The sequence below is a fragment of the Roseococcus sp. GW821-FHT12F05 genome, from assembly GCF_058806835.1.
The window spans coordinates 161,043-177,128 of the sequence record NZ_JBXAQB010000014.1; the positions used below are offsets into that span (position 1 = coordinate 161,043).

Consider the following 16,086-nt stretch of genomic DNA (forward strand, 5'->3'; position numbering starts at 1 on the left):
GGGCGCGCGCATGCATATCGGCATGATCGTCGGCATCGGCCCTGCCGCGACGGATCTCTACTACCGCTCCATCCTCGCCGCGGCGGGCAGCCGTGGCGACGTGCTGGACCTCACCATGGCGCATGCCGATGTGGGCGCGCTGCTGCGGCACCAGATCGCGAACGACGTGGCCGCGCAGGTGGCGATCTACCTGCGGTTGACGGAGCGGCTGAAGGCGGCCGGGGCCCGCGCCGTCGCCGTCACCTCCATCGCCGGGCACTTCTGCATCGGCGTCTTCGAGAAGGCCTCGCCCCTGCCGGTGATCAACCTACTGACCGAGGTCGATCGGGCCGCGAGGGCGGCGGGCCACCGGAAGCTCGGGATCATCGGCACGCGGGTCGCGATGGAAAGCCGCTTCTACGGGGCGCTGACCGAGGCGGAGGTGCTCGTGCCGCAGGGCGATCTCCTGGGCCAGGTGCATGATGCCTATGTGGCCATGGCGACGACGGGCGTCGCGACCGAGGCGCAGCGCGCCTGCTTCTTCCGCGCGGGGCGTGAGTTGATGGCGGCCGGGGCGGAGGCGGTCATGCTCGGCGGCACCGATCTGGGACTGGCATTTCGGGACACCGAGCCTGGCTTTCCCGTCCTGGACTGCGCCGCCATCCACGCCGCAGCGATCGCCGTGGCCGCCCTGGGCTGACGCGCCGCTTGTGGGCGGTGCCGGGTTGGTGGCATGGCTGATCTGGGTGGAACTCACCGGACGGGGGCGTGATTCGTGACGGTGGAAGCTGCGCTGCTGGGTCTGGTCCTGCTTCTTCTGCTGGCCGTGCTGCTCCTGCTGCTCACGCGCAAGCCCGCGAGCGATCCCACGCTTCCCCTGCTCCAGGCCGCCCAGGAGCGGCAGGGCGAGCGGCTCGGCGCGCTGACCGGGGAGGTCAGGGCCGCGCTCTCGGCCAGCGAGGCGGCGGTGGGCAGTGCCATCCAGGGCTTCGCGGTCGAGCAGGCCAAGCTGCTGAATGAATCCCTGCTGAAGCAGACCGGATCGCTCGCGGCGATGGAGAAAGCGCTGCTGGAGCGCTTCGCTGCCGAAGCGAAGGGAACGCAGGAGGGGCTGGGCGCCGCGATGCTCAAGCAGGCGGAATCGCTCACTGCGATGCAGACGGCGCTGCTCGAGCGCCTGACCGCCGACGCGAAGTCCACGCAGGAGGCGATGAGCGCCGAGACCGCGCGCTCGCGCGACGTGCTGGACAAGAAGCTCACGGAGATGCGCGAGAACAGCGAGAAGCGCCTCGCCGAGATCCAGAAGAGCGTGAACGAGCAGCTCGCCGGCGCGGTCGAGAAGCAGATGAACGAGAGCTTCAACCGCGTCATCGACCAGTTCACCGCCGTGCAGAAGGCGATGGGCGACGTGCAGGCCGTCACCGCGCAGATCGGCGACATCAAGCGGCTCTTCGGCAATGTGAAGACGCGCGGCGGCTGGGGCGAGACCCAGGTGAAGGCGCTGCTCGACGACATCCTCCCCGAGGGGTCCTACGAGGTGAACGTGCGTCTGCGCGAGGGCAGCTCGGACTCGGTCGAGTTCTGCGTCGTCATGCCGATGTCGGGCAGCGAGCGCGTGCTGCTGCCGGTGGACGCGAAATTCCCGATCGAGGATTACGAGCGCCTGCTGGCAGCCTGGGAAATCGCCGACCCGATCGCCGAGATCGCCGCGCGCAAGGGCCTCGAGAACCGCATTCGCGGCGAGGCCCAGAAGATCGCCCAAAAGTACATCTGCCCGCCGCGCACGGTGGAATTCGGCGTGATGTACCTGCCGACCGAGGGGCTCTACGCCGAGGTCGCCCGCATCCCAGGCCTCATCGACGATGTGGGCCGGGTGCATCGCGTGCTCATCCTCGGGCCCACGCTGCTGCCGGCGCTGCTGCGGACCATCCAGCTCGGCCACGTCACGCTGGCGCTCTCGAAGAACGCGGAATCGGTGCGGGAGCTGCTGGGCGCCACCAAGGCCGAGATGGCGAAGATGGTCGGCGTGCTCGACAAGCTGGGCAAGCAGGTCGGCACCGTGTCCAAGACCATCGGCGAGGCGCAGACCCGCGTGAAGGTGATCGGCCGCAGGCTCGTCACCGTGGAGAGCCTGCCGGGCGAGCAGGCCAGCGCGGTGCTCGGCCTCGCGCTGGAAAGCGCGGAGGACGAGGAAGCATGAGCCTTCCACAGCTTCAGTCGGCGCTCGGCCTCGCGCTGCTGTGCCTGCTGTGCTGGGTCATGGGCGGCTGCAAGCGCCATGTGTCCTGGCGCGTCGTCATCGGCGGGCTGGCCGGCACCGTCGGCCTGGCCGCGTTGCTGCTGAACATCCCGCCGCTGCGTGCCGCCTTCTCGCTCGTCGGCCGCGCCGTGGACGCGCTGGCGCGCTCCACCCAGGCCGGCACCTCGCTGGTCTTCGGCTATCTCGGCGGCGCGCCGCTGCCCTATGCCGAGACAGCGCCGGGTGCGAGCTTCATCCTCTTCTTCCAGGCGCTGCCCATCCTGCTGCTGGTCGGCGCGCTCTCGGCGCTGCTCTACCACTGGCGCGTGCTGCCCTTCGTGGTACGCGTGCTGGCCGTGGCGCTGCGCAAGCTGCTCGGCCTCGGCGGCGCGGCGGGCTTCTCCGTCGCCGCGAACGTCTTCGTCGGCATGGTGGAGGCGCCGCTGCTCATCCGCCCCTGGCTCGACAAGCTCACCCGCTCGGAGCTCTTCGTCGTCATGGTCGCCGGCCTCGCGACAATCTCGGGGAACATGCTGGTGGTCTATGCGCTGATGATCTCGTCGCTGGTGCCGGATGCGGCGGGGCAGCTGCTCACCGCCTCGCTGATGGGTGCGCCGGCGGCGGTGCTCGCGGCGCAGCTCATGATCCCCTCCACGGGCATCACGGAAGGCGAGGCCGAGGCGCCGCGCCTCTACGACAGCAGCATGGAGGCGGTGGTCCAGGGCACCTCCGACGGCCTGCAGCTGCTCCTCGGCATCATGGCCGCGCTGGTGGTCTTCGTGGCGCTGGTGGCGCTGGGCAACGAGATCGTCCAGCCCCTGTTCGGCATCACGCTCCAGCGGATCGCCGGCTGGGTGCTCTGGCCGCTCGCCTGGTCCATGGGCGTGCCGGCCGCCGAGGCGCAGACGGTCGGCCAGTCGCTCGGCATCAAGCTCGTGATCAACGAGTTCGTCGCCTATCTCGACTTCGCGCGGAGCAGCGGCGCCGACCTCTCCCAGCGGACGCGCCTGATCCTGACCTATGCGCTCTGCGGCTTCGCGAATTTCGGTTCAGTGGGAATCATGCTGGGCGGCATGTGCACCATGTGCCCGCAGCGCCGTGCGGAGATCGTGTCCCTCGGCCTGCCGGCGCTGGCAGCGGGCACCGTCGCCTGCTGCATGCTCGGCGCCGCCGTCGGGGTGCTGACGCCGCCGTAAGCTCAAGCTAGCCTGCGGCGTCCCACCGGAGCGGCCCATGTCCAACCTCGTCCACCGCAACCTCAAGGTCGATCCTCCCGTCGCCGTGTCGGGCCAAGGGATCTGGCTGCGCGAGGCCTCGGGCCATGAGGTGATCGACGGCTCCGGCGGCGCCGCCGTCGCCTGCCTCGGCCATGGCCATCCGCATGTGCTCGCCGCGATGCGCGCGCAGCTGGAGAAGCTGACCTACGCCCACACCGCCCTCTTCTCCTGCGAGAGTGCGGAAAAGCTCGCGGACATGCTGGTCGGCCACGCGCCCGGCGGGCTGACCCACGCCTATTTCGTCTCCTCCGGCAGCGAGGGGATGGAGGCCGCGATCAAGATGGCCCGCCAGTACTTCGTCGAGATCGGCCAGCCGCAGCGCACGCGCTACATCGCGCGCCGGCAGAGCTATCACGGCAACACGCTCGGCGCGCTCTCGGCCGGCGGCAACGCCATGCGCAGAAAGCCCTATGCGCCGATCCTCAGCCCGGCCTTCAGCCACGTCTCGCCCTGCTACGCCTATCGCGACCGCGCCGACCACGAGAGCGACGCCGACTACGTGCAGCGCCTCGCCGACGAGCTGGAGGCCGAGTTTCTCCGGCTTGGCCCGGAGAATGTCATCGCCTTCTGCGCCGAGACCGTCGTCGGCGCGACGCTCGGCTGTGTCGCCGCTTTGCCCGGCTATTTCCCGGCCATGCGCGCCGTCTGCGACCGGCACGGCGCGCTGCTCATCCTCGACGAGGTGATGTCCGGCATGGGCCGCTGCGGCACCATGCATTCCTGGGAGCAGGAGGGCATCACGCCGGACATCCAGGTCATCGCCAAGGGCCTTGGCGGCGGCTACCAGCCGATCGGCGGCATCCTCGCCCAGGGGAAGGTCATCGCCGCGATCCGCGAAGGCTCCGGCGGCTTCATGCACGGCCACACCTACCAGGCGCATCCCATGGCCTGCGCCGCCGCGCTGGCCGTGCAGGAGGTGATCGCCAAGGAAAACCTCCTCGGCAACGTGCAGGCCATGGGCGCGCTGCTGGAGCAGCGCCTCACCGAACGCCTCGGCAACCACCGCAACATCGGCGACATCCGCGGCCGCGGCCTCTTCTGGGCCATCGAGCTGGTGCAGGATCGCGGCACCAAGGCCGTCTTCGACCCGAAGCTCAAGATGAACGAGCGCGTGAAGAAGGAGGCCTATGACCGCGGCCTCGGCTGCTACCCGATGGGCGGCACGATCGATGGGCTGCAGGGCGACCACGTGATCCTCGCGCCGCCCTACACCGTCACCGCCGAGGAGGTCGAGATGATCGTGGATCGCTTCGGCGACGCGGTGGAGGCAGCGCTTGCCGGGTGATCTCACGCGCGACGAGGTCGTCCTCGCCTATCGCATGATGCTGGGGCGCGAGCCCGAGAGCGAGGAGGTGATCGGCCACGCCATGCGCGCGCCCGATGTCGCGACGCTCGGCCGATACTTCGCCGCGAGCGCGGAGTTCGGTCAGCGCCACGGCATCAACCCGCACGCCCTGCCGCCGCCGGACGCGCCGCCGCTCGACATCGAGGTGGAGGCCGGCCCTGCCGATCTCGCGCGCCTGCTCGAGCATCTCGCGCGCTACTGGACGCAGATGGGGATCGATGCCCCGCACTGGTCGGTGGTGACGGACGAGAAGTTCCGGCCGGAGAACATCGGCGCGAACCTCAAGGCCTTCTACGAGGGCGGCGCCTGGGACGCGGGGGTGCTCGACGCCACGCTGGCGCGCATCGGGCGGCGCCCCGAGGAATTCGCGCATGCGGTGGATTTCGGCTGCGGCGTGGGGCGCATCACGGTGCATCTGGCGCAACGCTTCGCTGCTGTCACCGGCCTCGACATCTCGGCCCCGCATCTGGAGCTGGCGGCGGCGGCGATGAAGGAGAGCGGGCTCGCCAACGTCACGCTCCAGCGCGTCACGGCGGACAATCTGATGCCGGTGCCGCGATGCGACCTGTGGTTCTCGCGGATCGTCCTGCAGCACGACCCGCCGCCCATCGCCTTCGACGTGCTGCGCCGGACCTTCGCGAGCCTCATGCCGCGCGGGGTGGCGATGTTCCAGATTCCGACCTGGTGCCAGGACTACCGCTTCCGCATCGAGGACTACCTGTCCGGAAGCCCCGGCGCCGACATGGAGCTGCACGTCGTGCCGCAGCGCGCGGTGCTGGAGCTGGCGCATCGGAGCGGGATGATCCTGCGCGAGATCCGCGAGGACAACTACACGACCGGCGAGCCCGGCCGCGTGATCTCCAACACCTTCGTGTTCGAGAAGCTTTAGCGCCGCGCCTTGAAGGCCGCGGCCAATGTGCCGTCGTCCAGCACGTCGAGCGCACCGCCCATCGGCACGCCCTGCGCGAGGCGCGTCACCGGAACGCCGGTCGGCGCCAGCCGCTCGGCGAGATAATGCGCGGTGCTCGCGCCCTCGACCGTCGCAGGCAGCGCCAGGATGATCTCCCGCGCTCCGCTTGCCCGCGCCAGAAGCGAGGGAATGGCGAGGTCGTCGGGGCCGACGCCGCCCAGGGCCGAGAGAACCCCGCCCAGCACATGGTAGGCCCCGTGATGCGCCTGCGCGCGCTCCAGCGCCCAGAGCTCGGCCACGCCCTCGACGACGCAGATCAGCCCCTGATCGCGCTGGTTGTCGGAGCAGATGTGGCAGGGGTTGCTCGCATCGAGGTTGCCGCAATTGGAGCAGGGCTTCACCGCCGCCGCCGCCGCGCGCATCGCGTCCGCCAGAGGCAGCATGCGGCTCTCCGGCTCCATCAGCATGCGCAGGGCGGCCCGGCGCGCGCTGCGCCGGCCGAGGCCGGGCAGCTTCGCCAGCAACGCGATCAGATGCTCGACGGGATCGTTGGGCCGCATATCCTCAGAAGGGCAGCTTCAGCCCCGGCGGGAGGGACATGCCGGCGGTGGCCTTCTGCATCTCCTCGGCCATCGTCGCCTCGACCTTCTGCTTCGCATCGGCATGCGCCGCCACGATGAGGTCCTCCAGGACCTCGCGGTCGTCGGCCGTCATCAGCGAGGGGTCGATGGAGATGCGGCGCAGGTCGCCCTTGCCGGTCAGGCGGATCTTCACCATCCCGGCGCCGGCCTGGCCCTCGACCTCGGTGGATTCCAGCTTCGCCTGCATCTCCGCCATGCGGGTCTGCATCTGCTGGGCCTGCTTCAGCATGTTGCCGAGATTCTTCAATCAATCCTCCTCTGGGATATCGGGGTCGAAGCCCGCCGGCTCGGCCTCGGGCGGCGCGAATTCCGGGAGATCCGGCTCGTCCTGCGGCTGGACCGGCAGCAGCCCGTAGGCATCGGCATTTTCGTCGCGCACCGCATCGAGCGTGGCGCCGGGGAATTCCTGCAGGATGGCCTGCACGAGCGGATGGCTGGCCGCCGCCGCGCGCCGGTCCGTCTCGGCGGTGCGCGACTGGGTGGCCAGCGTCGGCTCGCCCTCGGCGTTGGAGAGCGCGATGGTCCAGCGCTCGCCGGTCTGCGCCTCCAGCATCGCCGAAAGCTGGGCGCCCAGGTCGCGCGGCGCCTGGGGCCGGACGCGGATCTCGACCTGCCGCGGCGCGATGCGCACGGGATGGACGTCGTGCAGCAGGTGCGCGTGCAGCAGCGCCTGGTTGGCGGCGGAAGCGAGCGCCACGATCTCGCGCCAGGCGGTGGGCTGCGGGCGGACCTCGGCCGGCGCCGGGGCGGCCGCCATCATCGCGCCGCCGCCGCCCATCGCGCGCATGCCGCCGCCGGAGGGGCCGGGCGCGGGCGCGCCGGAACCGACGGAGCCGCCGGATTCCAGCCGCCGCAGGATGTCACCAGGCGTCGGCATCTCGGCGACGTGGGCGAGGCGGATCAGCACCATCTCGGCCGCCGCGCGGCGATCGGGGGCGGCCAGCACCTCCTCGATGCCCTTGAGGAGCATCTGCCAGGCGCGCGTCAGCATCGGCACCGACAGTTTTCCCGCCAGGGCCGCGCCGCGCACGCGCTCGGTCTCGGGGATGCCGGCATCCTCGCGCAGCGCGGGGATGGCCGCGAAGCGCGTGAGCATGTGCACCTGCTCCAGCAGGTCGTTCATGATGGTCGCGGGGTCGGCGCCTCGCTCATGCGCCTCGTCCATGCGGCGGAGTGCGGTCGGCAGGTCGGCCGAGAGCACCGCGTCCAGCACGTCGAAGACCAGCGCGCGATCGGCGAGGCCCAGCATGTCGCGCACGCTTTCGGCGGAGACGCCACCGCCCTCGCCGGCCAGCGCAATGGCCTGGTCGAGGAGGGACAGCCCGTCGCGCACCGAGCCGTCGGCGGCGCGGGCCAGCATGGCGAGCGCGCCGTCCTCGACCTCGGCGCCCTCTTTGCCGGCGATGCCGCGGAAATGTGCCCGCAGCCGCTCCTCCGGCACGCGCTTCAGCGAAAACACCTGGCAGCGGCTGCGGATGGTGATGGGCACCTTCCGGAGCTCGGTCGTCGCCAGGATGAAGGTGATGCTGGGCGGCGGCTCCTCGAGCGACTTGAGCAGGGCGTTGAAGGCCTGCTCCGTCAGCATGTGGACCTCGTCCAGGATGAAGACCTTTTGCCGGCCCTGGGCGGGGCGGAAGCGCAGCGCCTCGCGCAGCTCGCGGACGTCGTCGATGCCGCGGTTGGAGGCCGCGTCCATCTCGATCACGTCGGGGTGGCGGTCGGCCAGGATCGCCACGCATTCCGGGCAGACGCCGCAGGGATCGGCGGTCGGCCCGCCCTTGCCGTCCACGCCGATGCAGTTCAGCGCCCGGGCGATGATGCGGGCCGTCGTCGTCTTGCCCACGCCGCGCACGCCGGTCAGCAGGAAGGCGTGGTGCACCCGGCCGCGCGCGAAGGCGTTGCGCAGGGTGCGGACCAGCGCCTCCTGGCCGATCAGGTCGTCGAAATTCTGCGGGCGGTATTTTCGCGCCAGCACCCGATAGGGCGTCGGCTTGGCCGCGACGGGCACAGCCATGGGCGCGACGACGGGAGCGGCCGCGGCCGGCGGCGGGTCGTCGAATCCGAAAAGCCCCGGCCCCTCGGGCGGGGGCGGCTCGGGAATGCCCTCCTCGGGGCCGATGTCGCCGATCAAATCGCTGGGCATCATCCGCGCCGAAGAAGGAACCACAGGTGGAAGGCCGGACATCGACCCGAGCGAGAACCCGTTACGGCTGCTTCCTTCCGGACCTGACCGGGTTGGCGAGGAGCCCGTCCGCGCCGACCTTCCGGGCGTGCATATAGCATGCGCTCCGCCCGGTTGCATGGGGGGTGGGGTAACCTTACGGCTGCGCAATACGAATGGCTGACCAGGAACCTCCGGGAGGCCCAAGCCATGCTCCATATCCCTCGCCGAGCCATCTATGGCCTGGTCCTGGCGCCGTTTTCCGCCGCCCAGGCGCGGGTCTACAGCGAGAGTGGCGTGGCGGTGCGCGGCACGGACGTCGTGGCCTATTTCACGGAAGGCCGTGTGGTTCGCGGCAGCGCCGCGCATCAATTGGACTGGCGCGGCGCGAAATGGCGCTTCGCCAGCGCCGCCCATCGCGATCGCTTCGCCGCCGATCCCGAGACCTGCGCTCCGGCCTATGGCGGCTTTTGCGCCTGGGCGGTCTCGCGCGGCTACACCGCCTCGACCGACCCGCAGGCCTGGCGGATCGTGGAGGGGCGGCTCTACCTCAACTACAGCCCGGAGGTCCGGCGGCAATGGTCGCAGGACATCCCGGGCAACATCGCGCTCGGCAACGCGAACTGGCCGCGGCTGAGCCAGGCCTAGACCCGCGACACATCCGCCCTGCAGGCGGCCAGCTTTTCCGCCATCCGGTCGTAGCCGCGGTCCAGATGGTCCAGCCCGTCGAGGATGGTCTCGCCCCGCGCGCCTAGTCCCGCGAGCACCAGCGCCGCCGCAGCCCTTATGTCGGTCGCCGTCACGCGGGCGCCGGCGAGGCGATCCACCCCGCGGACCCAGGCCGTGCTGCCATGGACGGCGATGTTTGCGCCCATCTTCCGCAGCTCGTCCACGTGGCGGAAGCGCTGCTCGAAGATGGTTTCCGTGATGGCGCTGGCGCCCTTCGCCGTCGTCAGCAGGGCCATGACCGGCGATTGCAGGTCCGTCGCGAAGCCCGGATAGGGGCGCGTCTGCACGTCGAGGCCCACCAGCCCGGAGGGCGCGCGCCGGGCGACCAGCCCGGTCGGTCTCTCCCCCAGCACCACGCCCGCGGCGGCCAGAACCGGCCCGGCCGCACCGAGCAGTTCGACGGAACCATGCTCCAGGAACAGCTCGCCATCCGTCGCCGCGGCGGCGCAGGCCATGGTGCCGAGCTCGATCCGGTCCGGCATCACCGCATGCACGGCGCCCACCAGCGCCCGGCCGCCCTCGACGGTCAGCATGTCGCTGTCCAGGCCCTCGATTCGCGCGCCCATCGCGACGAGGCAGCGCGCGAGGTCGCCGATCTCCGGCTCGCGGGCGGCGTTGCGGATGACCGTCCGCCCCTCGGCCAGCACGGCAGCCAGCAGCAGGTTCTCCGTGGCGCCGACCGAAGGGAAGGGCAGCAGGATATCGACGCCACGTAGCCCCTGCGGCGCCCGGGCATGGATCACGCCCCCCTCCAGCGCCACCTCGGCGCCCATGGCCCGCAGGCCCGCCAGATGAAAATCGATGCCGCGCAGGCCGATGGCATCCCCGCCCGGCAGGGGCAGCCGCGCCTCGCCGCAGCGGGCCAGCACGGCGCCCAGCAGGAGCACCGAGGCACGCATCCGCCCCACCAGCTCCGGATCGATCCGCGCCGGATGCACCCGGTCGGCGCAAAGGGTCAGCGAGAGCCCGTTCCGCCCGGCGGACCAGCTCAGCCCCACGCCCAGCCTCTGGAGCAGGTTCGCCAGCACCGCCACGTCCAGCGTCGCCGGGACGTTGTGCAGGGTCACCAGATGCGGCGTCACCAGGGCCGCGACCATCAGCGGCAGCACGGCATTCTTGGCCCCGCTGATCGGATAAGTCCCCACCAGCGGCCGCCCGCCGCGGATCACGAGGCTCGTCGCCGAATCGGGCCGCCACCAGGGGCAGGCGGCCAGCAGGGAGGTCTCGGAGGCGTGCCGCATGGGTGGGTCTTCCCGGATTCGCGCGGGCGAGCCTAGCAAGCGGGCCCGGCGCGCCGCCATCGGCACGCCGGCGAAACCTTCCCCGGAGCCCGGCGTTGCTTCGGCATGAGCGACCACAAACCCGCCCTCACCGCGACCGAGGCCCGACAGGGGCAGCCCGTGAACATGACCCGTTGGGTCCTGATCGGCGGGCTGTGCCTCGTGATCCCGGCCTTCGCCATCGCCTGGTACTTCCTGGCCTACTGAAGACACTCAGTTGGCGGCCACGGCCGGGCATGGCAGGTTGCCGCCATGCTCATGATCCCTGCCAGCCGCGAGAACGTCTACACGGGAAGCCCGCTCGACCGGCTCTCCGGCAAGCGCGACGACGACGAGTTCGTCGCGGCCCAGCTTGCCGACGAGGCCGCGCTCTTCGTCCCCGTCTGGCGCTCGCGCAGCCTCATGCGCGGCGTGGAGCAGGGCCGGCCCGAGGCCGTGCTGCTCAGCCGCGCCGGTGCCGAGGCCGTCCGCATGGCCGGCGGCCCCTGGGCCTTCCTGGGCCTCTGGGAAAAGCGCCCGGTCTTCGCCGTGGACTGCTCGGAGACCGAGGACCCCCTTCCCCTGCTCCCGCCCGAGATGGGCGCCTTCTCCGACCTGCGCGGCGTGGCCGGCCTGCTGCCCGAGGGCGAGGCCAGCGTGCTCGCCCATGCGCGCGGCCTCATGCACTGGCGGGTGAAGCACCGCTTCTGCGGCGTCTGCGGCTCGTCCACCGAGCCGCGCAATGCCGGCAACTCCATGCTCTGCCCGAACTGCGGCACGCACCACTTCCCCCGGACCGACCCGGCCGTGATCATGCTGGTCGTGCGCGGCGACCATTGCCTGCTCGGCCATTCGCACCGCTTCCCGAACGTGAAGATGTACTCGACGCTGGCCGGCTTCGTGGAGCCGGGCGAGAGCCTCGAGGAGGCCGTCCGCCGCGAGGTGATGGAGGAATCCGGCATCTCCGTGGGCCTTGTGCGCTACCATTCCTCGCAGCCCTGGCCCTTCCCGGCTTCGATCATGCTCGGCTTCTACGGCGAGGGGCTGACCGAGCAGATCGTCGTCGACCCCGAGGAGCTGCAGGACGCCCGCTGGTTCAGCCGCGCCGAGCTGCGCGACCCGGCCGCCCACGGCTTCGCCCTGCCGCGCGTGGATTCCATCGCGCGGCGCCTGATCGAGGACTGGCTCGCGGCATGAAGCGCCTCCTTCTCCTGCTTCCCCTGGGGGCCCCCCTGCTGATGGCCGGGTGCACGGGCCTCGTGCCGATCGTCCCTCCGCCCCTCATGACGGACGAGGAATGCCGCGCGGAGGCGACGCGCTCCCGCGACGTCCGGATCGTCTCGCGCGAGGCCAATTTCGAGAACTACGCCAATATGCGGCAGGTCCAGTCGGACCGGAACGTGGCGCTGCGCGAGGTGTACGATGACTGCCTTCGGGCCCATGGCCGCCCGGTCGGCGGCGGTGTGGAACCGGTTCAGCGGATCGACTAAGCTCCCCCTGGTGAAACCCCCGCGCCGCGCCATCTGACAGGCGCGGAGGAGCGCGACATGTCCCCGACGGCGAACAAGTCCGGCACGATCCTGCGGCATCCCTGCACCGCCGCCTCGACGCCCTCCATCCGCCTCTGGGCGCGCATGGTAGAGGAGGCGACGGCGGTGGCCGCCGCCGACCGGCTGATGGCGGGGCCGGTGAGCCGCGCCGTTTTTTCCCATGGCTGCCTGGCCGAGGCCCTCGCCGCGCGCATCGCCACCCGCCTCGCCGATACGGAACTCGACGCCGCCGCCCTGCGCGACGTGGCACGCGAGATCTTCCTCGACCGGCCCGAGGTGGTGAATTCCGCGACGGCCGACCTCCTCGCCGTCCAGGACCGCGACCCCGCCTGCCCGGACCTGCTGACGCCGTTCCTGCACTTCAAGGGCTACCTAGCCTTGCAGTCGCACCGGGTGGCGCATGCGCTCTGGCATGCGGGGCGGCCGCATCTGGCGCGGCACATCCAGGCGCGGGTGTCGGAGGTCTTCGCCGTCGACATCCACCCCGCGGCGCGCTTCGGCTGCCGCGTGATGCTGGACCACGCGACCGGGCTGGTGGTGGGCGAGACCGCCTCGGTGGGCGACGACGTGTCGATCCTGCAGGGCGTCACCCTAGGCGGCACCGGCAAGGAATGCGGCCAGCGGCATCCGCAGGTGGAGCGCGGCGTGCTGATCGGCGCGGGCGCGCAGATTCTCGGAAATATCCGGATCGGCGAGGGCGCCAAGGTCGGCGCGGGCAGCGTGGTGCTGGCGCATGTGGCACCCTTCACCACGGTGGTGGGCGTGCCGGCGCGGCCGGTCGGGCGTCACCGGGGGCTGGCGGCGCTGACCATGGAGCACGCGCTGCCGGACGGCGAGGTCGCCATCACCGGGGACTGACGGCGTCAGACTCCCTCGTGCGCCAGCCGGTACGGGCTGGCCGGATAGGTCCCGAGCACCCGCAGCTCGCGCGAGAAGAAGCGCAGCTCCTCCAGCGCGCGGAACAGGTGCGGCTCGTCCGGATGCCCGTCCACGTCGCAGAGGAACTGCGTCGCGGTGAAGTTGCCGTCGAGCATGTAGCTCTCCAGCTTGGTCATGTTCACGCCATTGGTCGCGAAGCCGCCCAGCGCCTTGTAGAGCGCCGCCGGCATGTTGCGCACGCGGAAGACGAAGGTGGTCACCGGGTTCAGCATCTCGTTGGCCGCGGCCATCCGCCGCTCCTTCGTCATCACGTAGAAGCGCGTGGTGTTGTGCAGCGCGTCCTCGACGTTGCGGCGCAGGATCTCCAGCCCGTAGATCTCGGCGGCCAGCTCGCTCGCGATGGCGGCATCCTCCACGGTGCCGCTCTTCGCGATCATCTCCGCCGCCCCCGCCGTGTCGGCCTGGATGACGGGGGTGAGATCCAGCTCCTTCAGGATCTTCAGCACCTGGCCGAGCGCCACCGGGTGGCTGTGCGCCTTGCGGATCGTCTGCAGCGTCGCGCCCTTCCGGGCCAGCAGGCAGTGCTCCACCCGCTCGAAATGCTCGCCGACGACCGAAAGGCCGGAATCCGGCAGCAGCCGGTGGATGTCGGGCACCCGGCCGGCCAGGCTGTTCTCGCAGGGGAGCATGGCCATCTCGGCCCGGTCCTCGCGCACGGCGCTCATCGCCGCCTCGAAGCTCGGGCAGGGCAGGGTCGCCCAGCCGGGATAGGCGTGGCGGCAGGCAAGGTCAGAATAGGCGCCGGGGACGCCCTGGAAGGCGATGGTCTGGGACATGTGTCTTCTTCTCAAGCGGGATGACCGGAGGCGCGAAGGCGCCGGAGGTCTGAATCCCGCGGTCAAACAAAGTCAGCTCAGCAGTTGGCGGGCGCGTTCGAGGTCGGCCGGCGTGTCCACCCCGAAGGGCCCGTGCGCGACCCGGGTGACGGCGATGCGCATGCCCGCCTCCAGCGCGCGGAGCTGCTCCAGCTTCTCGCGCCGCTCCAGCGGGGACGCCTTGAGGGTCACGAAGCGCTCCAGCGCCGCGCGGCGGAAGGCGTAGACGCCGATATGGTGCCAGCGCGGCCCGGCGCCCCAGGGGACCAGGTTGCGGCTGAAATAGAGCGCCGGCGCGACCTCGGCGTCTCCGTCGAAGGCGCAGGCGGCCTTCACGAAGGAGTCGGTCGCGGCCTCCTGGTCGTCGGCGAAGGGGCAGACCAGCGTGCCGATCGCGACCTCCGGATCGGCCAGGGGCTTCAGCACGGCCCTGAGCAGCTCGGGGTCCAGCGTCGGCACGTCGCCCTGCAGGTTCACCACCACGTCATGCGTGCCGAAAGGGTCGAGCTGGGCCAGCGAGCGCTGGACACGGTCGCTGCCGCTCGGCACGTCGTCCGGGACCAGGACGGCGCGACCGCCGGCGCGCTCCACGGCCGCAACGATCTCCGGCTCGCCCGCCGCCACGGCCACGGGGCCGATCCCGGCCTCGCGCGCACGGTCCAGCACATGGACGACCATGGGGCGCCCGGCGATATCCGCCAGCGGCTTGCCAGGCAGCCGGAGCGCGGTCATGCGCGCCGGGATGATGACGATCGGGTTCACTGTTTGAAATCCAGGGATTCGTGCCCTTGGGGGCGGTTGATGCAGCGCACAGGCGCCTGTATGGGGGAAGGACGAATAAGTCAGGGTCCGGCTTCGCGCAAACGCCGTCGCCGGTGCCCCCGCTCGGAAGGGTCTGCTCGGCATGAGCCTGGAGTTCAACAAGGGGTTCGCGGCGGTCCTGACCGCGGGCATCGCGTTCATGGGCGCCGGCGTCATCGGCAGTCAGCTGGTGAAGCCGCACCGCCTGCACGAGCCGGCGATCACCCTGGGCGCCGTCGCGCCGACGGCCGCGCCGGCCGCGGCCCCGGTCGAGCTCCCGCCCATCGAGCCGCTGCTGGCCGCCGCCAATCCCGACAACGGCCGCGCGATCACCGGGCGCGTCTGCGCCTCCTGCCACACCTTCACCGAGGGCGGCCGGGCCGGCGTGGGCCCGAACCTCTGGGGCATCGTGAACAACCACCATGCCCATATGGAAGGCTTCAGCTACAGCGCCGGCATGCGCGCCAAGGCCAGCGATCCCTGGACCTACGAGGCGCTGAACCACTTCCTGGCCAGCCCGGCCCGGACCGTTCCCGGCACCCGCATGGCCTATGCCGGCATGCAGAACATCCAGCAGCGCGCCGACGTGATCGCCTTCCTGCGCACGCTCTCCGCCACGCCGGCGCCGCTTCCCTGATCCGGACCGCATGATCGACCCCCGCTTCGTCGAGGCGGCCGAGGCCGCCGCCGACCTGGCGGGGGGCATCATCCGCCCGCTGTTCCGCTCCGCCCTGCTGGTCGAGGCGAAGGGCGATGCCTCCCCCGTCACCGAGGCCGACCGCGCCGCCGAGCGCGCCCTGCGGGCCTTCCTCTCCGAGAGCTTTCCGGCCCACGGCATCATGGGCGAGGAATACGGGACCGAGCGCGGCGAGGCGGAATACCTCTGGGTGCTCGACCCGATCGACGGCACCCGCGCCTTCCTCACGGGACGCCCGCTCTTCGGCACGCTGATCGGCCTGCTGCACCGCGGCGAGCCCATCCTCGGCCTGATCGACCAGCCCGTGACGCGCGAGCGCTGGATGGGCGTGACGGGCCAGGGGACCAGCTTCCGCAGCCCGCTCGGCGGCACGATCGGCGCCCGGAGCTGCGAATCCCTTTCGGTGGCGGAACTCTCCTGCACCTCGCCGGACATGTTCCCGGCGGGCGAGGCCGAGCGCTTCGACAAGGTCCGCAGGGCCGCCCGCCGCGTCACCTGGGGCGGCGACTGCTACGGCTACGGGCTGATCCCGCTGGGCCTGCTCGACGCCGTGGTCGAGACCACGCTGAAGCCCTGGGACTGGGCCGCGCTGGTGCCCGTCATCGAGGGCGCCGGCGGCCGCATGACCGACTGGCGCGGCCAGGCCCTGACCCTGGAAAGCCGCGGCGACGTGATCGCGGTCGGCGATCCGGCGCTGCTGCCCGAGATCGTCGGCCTCCTCGGCTGACGGGAAAACTTGTCCTG

The 16,086-nt window shown here is 71.2% G+C and carries 18 protein-coding genes and 1 other RNA gene; 12 read left to right on the forward strand and 7 right to left on the reverse strand.

Annotation, left to right across the window (positions count from 1 at the left end; translation table 11 throughout):
* The first annotated feature begins 10 nt into the window (after window positions 1–10).
* The 5 genes from AC1ROY_RS26550 to AC1ROY_RS26570 all read left to right on the forward strand — a co-directional run bounded on the left by AC1ROY_RS26550 (window position 11) and on the right by AC1ROY_RS26570 (window position 5,729).
* Complete coding sequence (locus tag AC1ROY_RS26550) at window positions 11–679, forward strand: aspartate/glutamate racemase family protein (protein WP_493151932.1); 669 nt, start codon at window positions 11–13, stop codon at window positions 677–679.
* Window positions 680–754: 75 nt separating this feature from the next.
* On the forward strand, window positions 755–2,179 hold the full coding sequence (locus AC1ROY_RS26555) for a DNA recombination protein RmuC (protein WP_493151933.1): 1,425 nt from the start codon (window positions 755–757) through the stop codon (window positions 2,177–2,179).
* Window positions 2,176–3,414: a NupC/NupG family nucleoside CNT transporter gene (locus AC1ROY_RS26560; RefSeq protein WP_493151934.1), complete on the forward strand. Its 1,239-nt coding sequence runs from the start codon at window positions 2,176–2,178 to the stop codon at window positions 3,412–3,414. Before AC1ROY_RS26555 ends, AC1ROY_RS26560 begins: the two co-directional genes overlap by 4 nt.
* Before the next feature lie 37 nt (window positions 3,415–3,451).
* Window positions 3,452–4,780, forward strand: coding sequence for an aspartate aminotransferase family protein (locus AC1ROY_RS26565; RefSeq protein WP_493151935.1), 1,329 nt, complete (start codon window positions 3,452–3,454; stop codon window positions 4,778–4,780).
* Window positions 4,770–5,729 carry a class I SAM-dependent methyltransferase gene (locus tag AC1ROY_RS26570; RefSeq protein ID WP_493151936.1) on the forward strand — a complete coding sequence of 320 codons (960 nt, stop codon included), beginning with the start codon at window positions 4,770–4,772 and terminating at the stop codon, window positions 5,727–5,729. Before AC1ROY_RS26565 ends, AC1ROY_RS26570 begins: the two co-directional genes overlap by 11 nt.
* On the opposite strand, the gene recR is transcribed toward AC1ROY_RS26570, so the two are convergent.
* The 4 genes from recR to ffs all read right to left on the reverse strand — a co-directional run bounded on the left by recR (window position 5,726) and on the right by ffs (window position 8,657).
* Complete coding sequence (gene recR, locus AC1ROY_RS26575) at window positions 5,726–6,310, reverse strand: recombination mediator RecR (protein WP_493151937.1); 585 nt, start codon at window positions 6,308–6,310, stop codon at window positions 5,726–5,728. The genes AC1ROY_RS26570 and recR overlap by 4 nt on opposite strands.
* Before the next feature lie 4 nt (window positions 6,311–6,314).
* Window positions 6,315–6,638, reverse strand: coding sequence for a YbaB/EbfC family nucleoid-associated protein (locus AC1ROY_RS26580; RefSeq protein WP_493151938.1), 324 nt, complete (start codon window positions 6,636–6,638; stop codon window positions 6,315–6,317).
* Window positions 6,639–8,534 carry a DNA polymerase III subunit gamma/tau gene (locus AC1ROY_RS26585; RefSeq protein ID WP_493151939.1) on the reverse strand — a complete coding sequence of 632 codons (1,896 nt, stop codon included), beginning with the start codon at window positions 8,532–8,534 and terminating at the stop codon, window positions 6,639–6,641.
* Between the two features lie 25 nt (window positions 8,535–8,559).
* Window positions 8,560–8,657, reverse strand: an RNA gene (ffs, locus tag AC1ROY_RS26590) — signal recognition particle sRNA small type.
* 105 nt (window positions 8,658–8,762) lie between these two features.
* On the opposite strand from ffs, the gene AC1ROY_RS26595 reads away from it, so the two are divergent.
* Complete coding sequence (locus tag AC1ROY_RS26595; protein WP_493151940.1) at window positions 8,763–9,200, forward strand: YHS domain-containing (seleno)protein; 438 nt, start codon at window positions 8,763–8,765, stop codon at window positions 9,198–9,200.
* On the opposite strand, the gene murA is transcribed toward AC1ROY_RS26595, so the two are convergent.
* A complete protein-coding gene (gene murA, locus AC1ROY_RS26600; protein ID WP_493151941.1) occupies window positions 9,197–10,522 on the reverse strand; it encodes a UDP-N-acetylglucosamine 1-carboxyvinyltransferase in 1,326 nt (441 codons plus the stop codon). The genes AC1ROY_RS26595 and murA overlap by 4 nt on opposite strands.
* Before the next feature lie 105 nt (window positions 10,523–10,627).
* Between murA and AC1ROY_RS26605 the strand changes: the two genes are divergently transcribed.
* From AC1ROY_RS26605 to cysE, 4 genes are read left to right on the forward strand one after another with little or no spacing between them, the layout of a single operon-like run.
* A complete protein-coding gene (locus tag AC1ROY_RS26605; protein ID WP_493151942.1) occupies window positions 10,628–10,768 on the forward strand; it encodes a hypothetical protein in 141 nt (46 codons plus the stop codon).
* Window positions 10,769–10,813: 45 nt separating this feature from the next.
* Window positions 10,814–11,737 (forward strand): NAD(+) diphosphatase, encoded by a 924-nt coding sequence (gene nudC / locus AC1ROY_RS26610; RefSeq protein WP_493151943.1) that lies wholly within the window; start codon window positions 10,814–10,816, stop codon window positions 11,735–11,737.
* Window positions 11,734–12,030, forward strand: a complete 297-nt coding sequence (locus AC1ROY_RS26615) for a hypothetical protein (protein WP_493151944.1) — start codon at window positions 11,734–11,736, stop codon at window positions 12,028–12,030. The genes nudC and AC1ROY_RS26615 overlap by 4 nt, the downstream gene beginning before the upstream one ends.
* 57 nt (window positions 12,031–12,087) lie before the next feature.
* The gene (cysE, locus tag AC1ROY_RS26620) at window positions 12,088–12,948 is read left to right on the forward strand and encodes a serine O-acetyltransferase (protein WP_493151945.1); all 861 of its coding nucleotides are present in this window, start codon (window positions 12,088–12,090) and stop codon (window positions 12,946–12,948) included.
* Window positions 12,949–12,953: 5 nt separating this feature from the next.
* On the opposite strand, the gene AC1ROY_RS26625 is transcribed toward cysE, so the two are convergent.
* The gene (locus tag AC1ROY_RS26625) at window positions 12,954–13,805 is read right to left on the reverse strand and encodes a prephenate dehydratase (RefSeq protein ID WP_493151946.1); all 852 of its coding nucleotides are present in this window, start codon (window positions 13,803–13,805) and stop codon (window positions 12,954–12,956) included.
* Between the two features lie 72 nt (window positions 13,806–13,877).
* The gene (locus AC1ROY_RS26630; RefSeq protein WP_493151947.1) at window positions 13,878–14,606 is read right to left on the reverse strand and encodes a 3-deoxy-manno-octulosonate cytidylyltransferase; all 729 of its coding nucleotides are present in this window, start codon (window positions 14,604–14,606) and stop codon (window positions 13,878–13,880) included.
* 142 nt (window positions 14,607–14,748) lie between these two features.
* On the opposite strand from AC1ROY_RS26630, the gene AC1ROY_RS26635 reads away from it, so the two are divergent.
* Both AC1ROY_RS26635 and AC1ROY_RS26640 read left to right on the forward strand, forming a co-directional pair.
* Window positions 14,749–15,282 carry a c-type cytochrome gene (locus AC1ROY_RS26635; RefSeq protein ID WP_493151948.1) on the forward strand — a complete coding sequence of 178 codons (534 nt, stop codon included), beginning with the start codon at window positions 14,749–14,751 and terminating at the stop codon, window positions 15,280–15,282.
* A gap of 10 nt (window positions 15,283–15,292) precedes the next feature.
* Window positions 15,293–16,069, forward strand: coding sequence for an inositol monophosphatase family protein (locus AC1ROY_RS26640; RefSeq protein WP_493151949.1), 777 nt, complete (start codon window positions 15,293–15,295; stop codon window positions 16,067–16,069).
* Window positions 16,070–16,086: the final 17 nt, after the last annotated feature.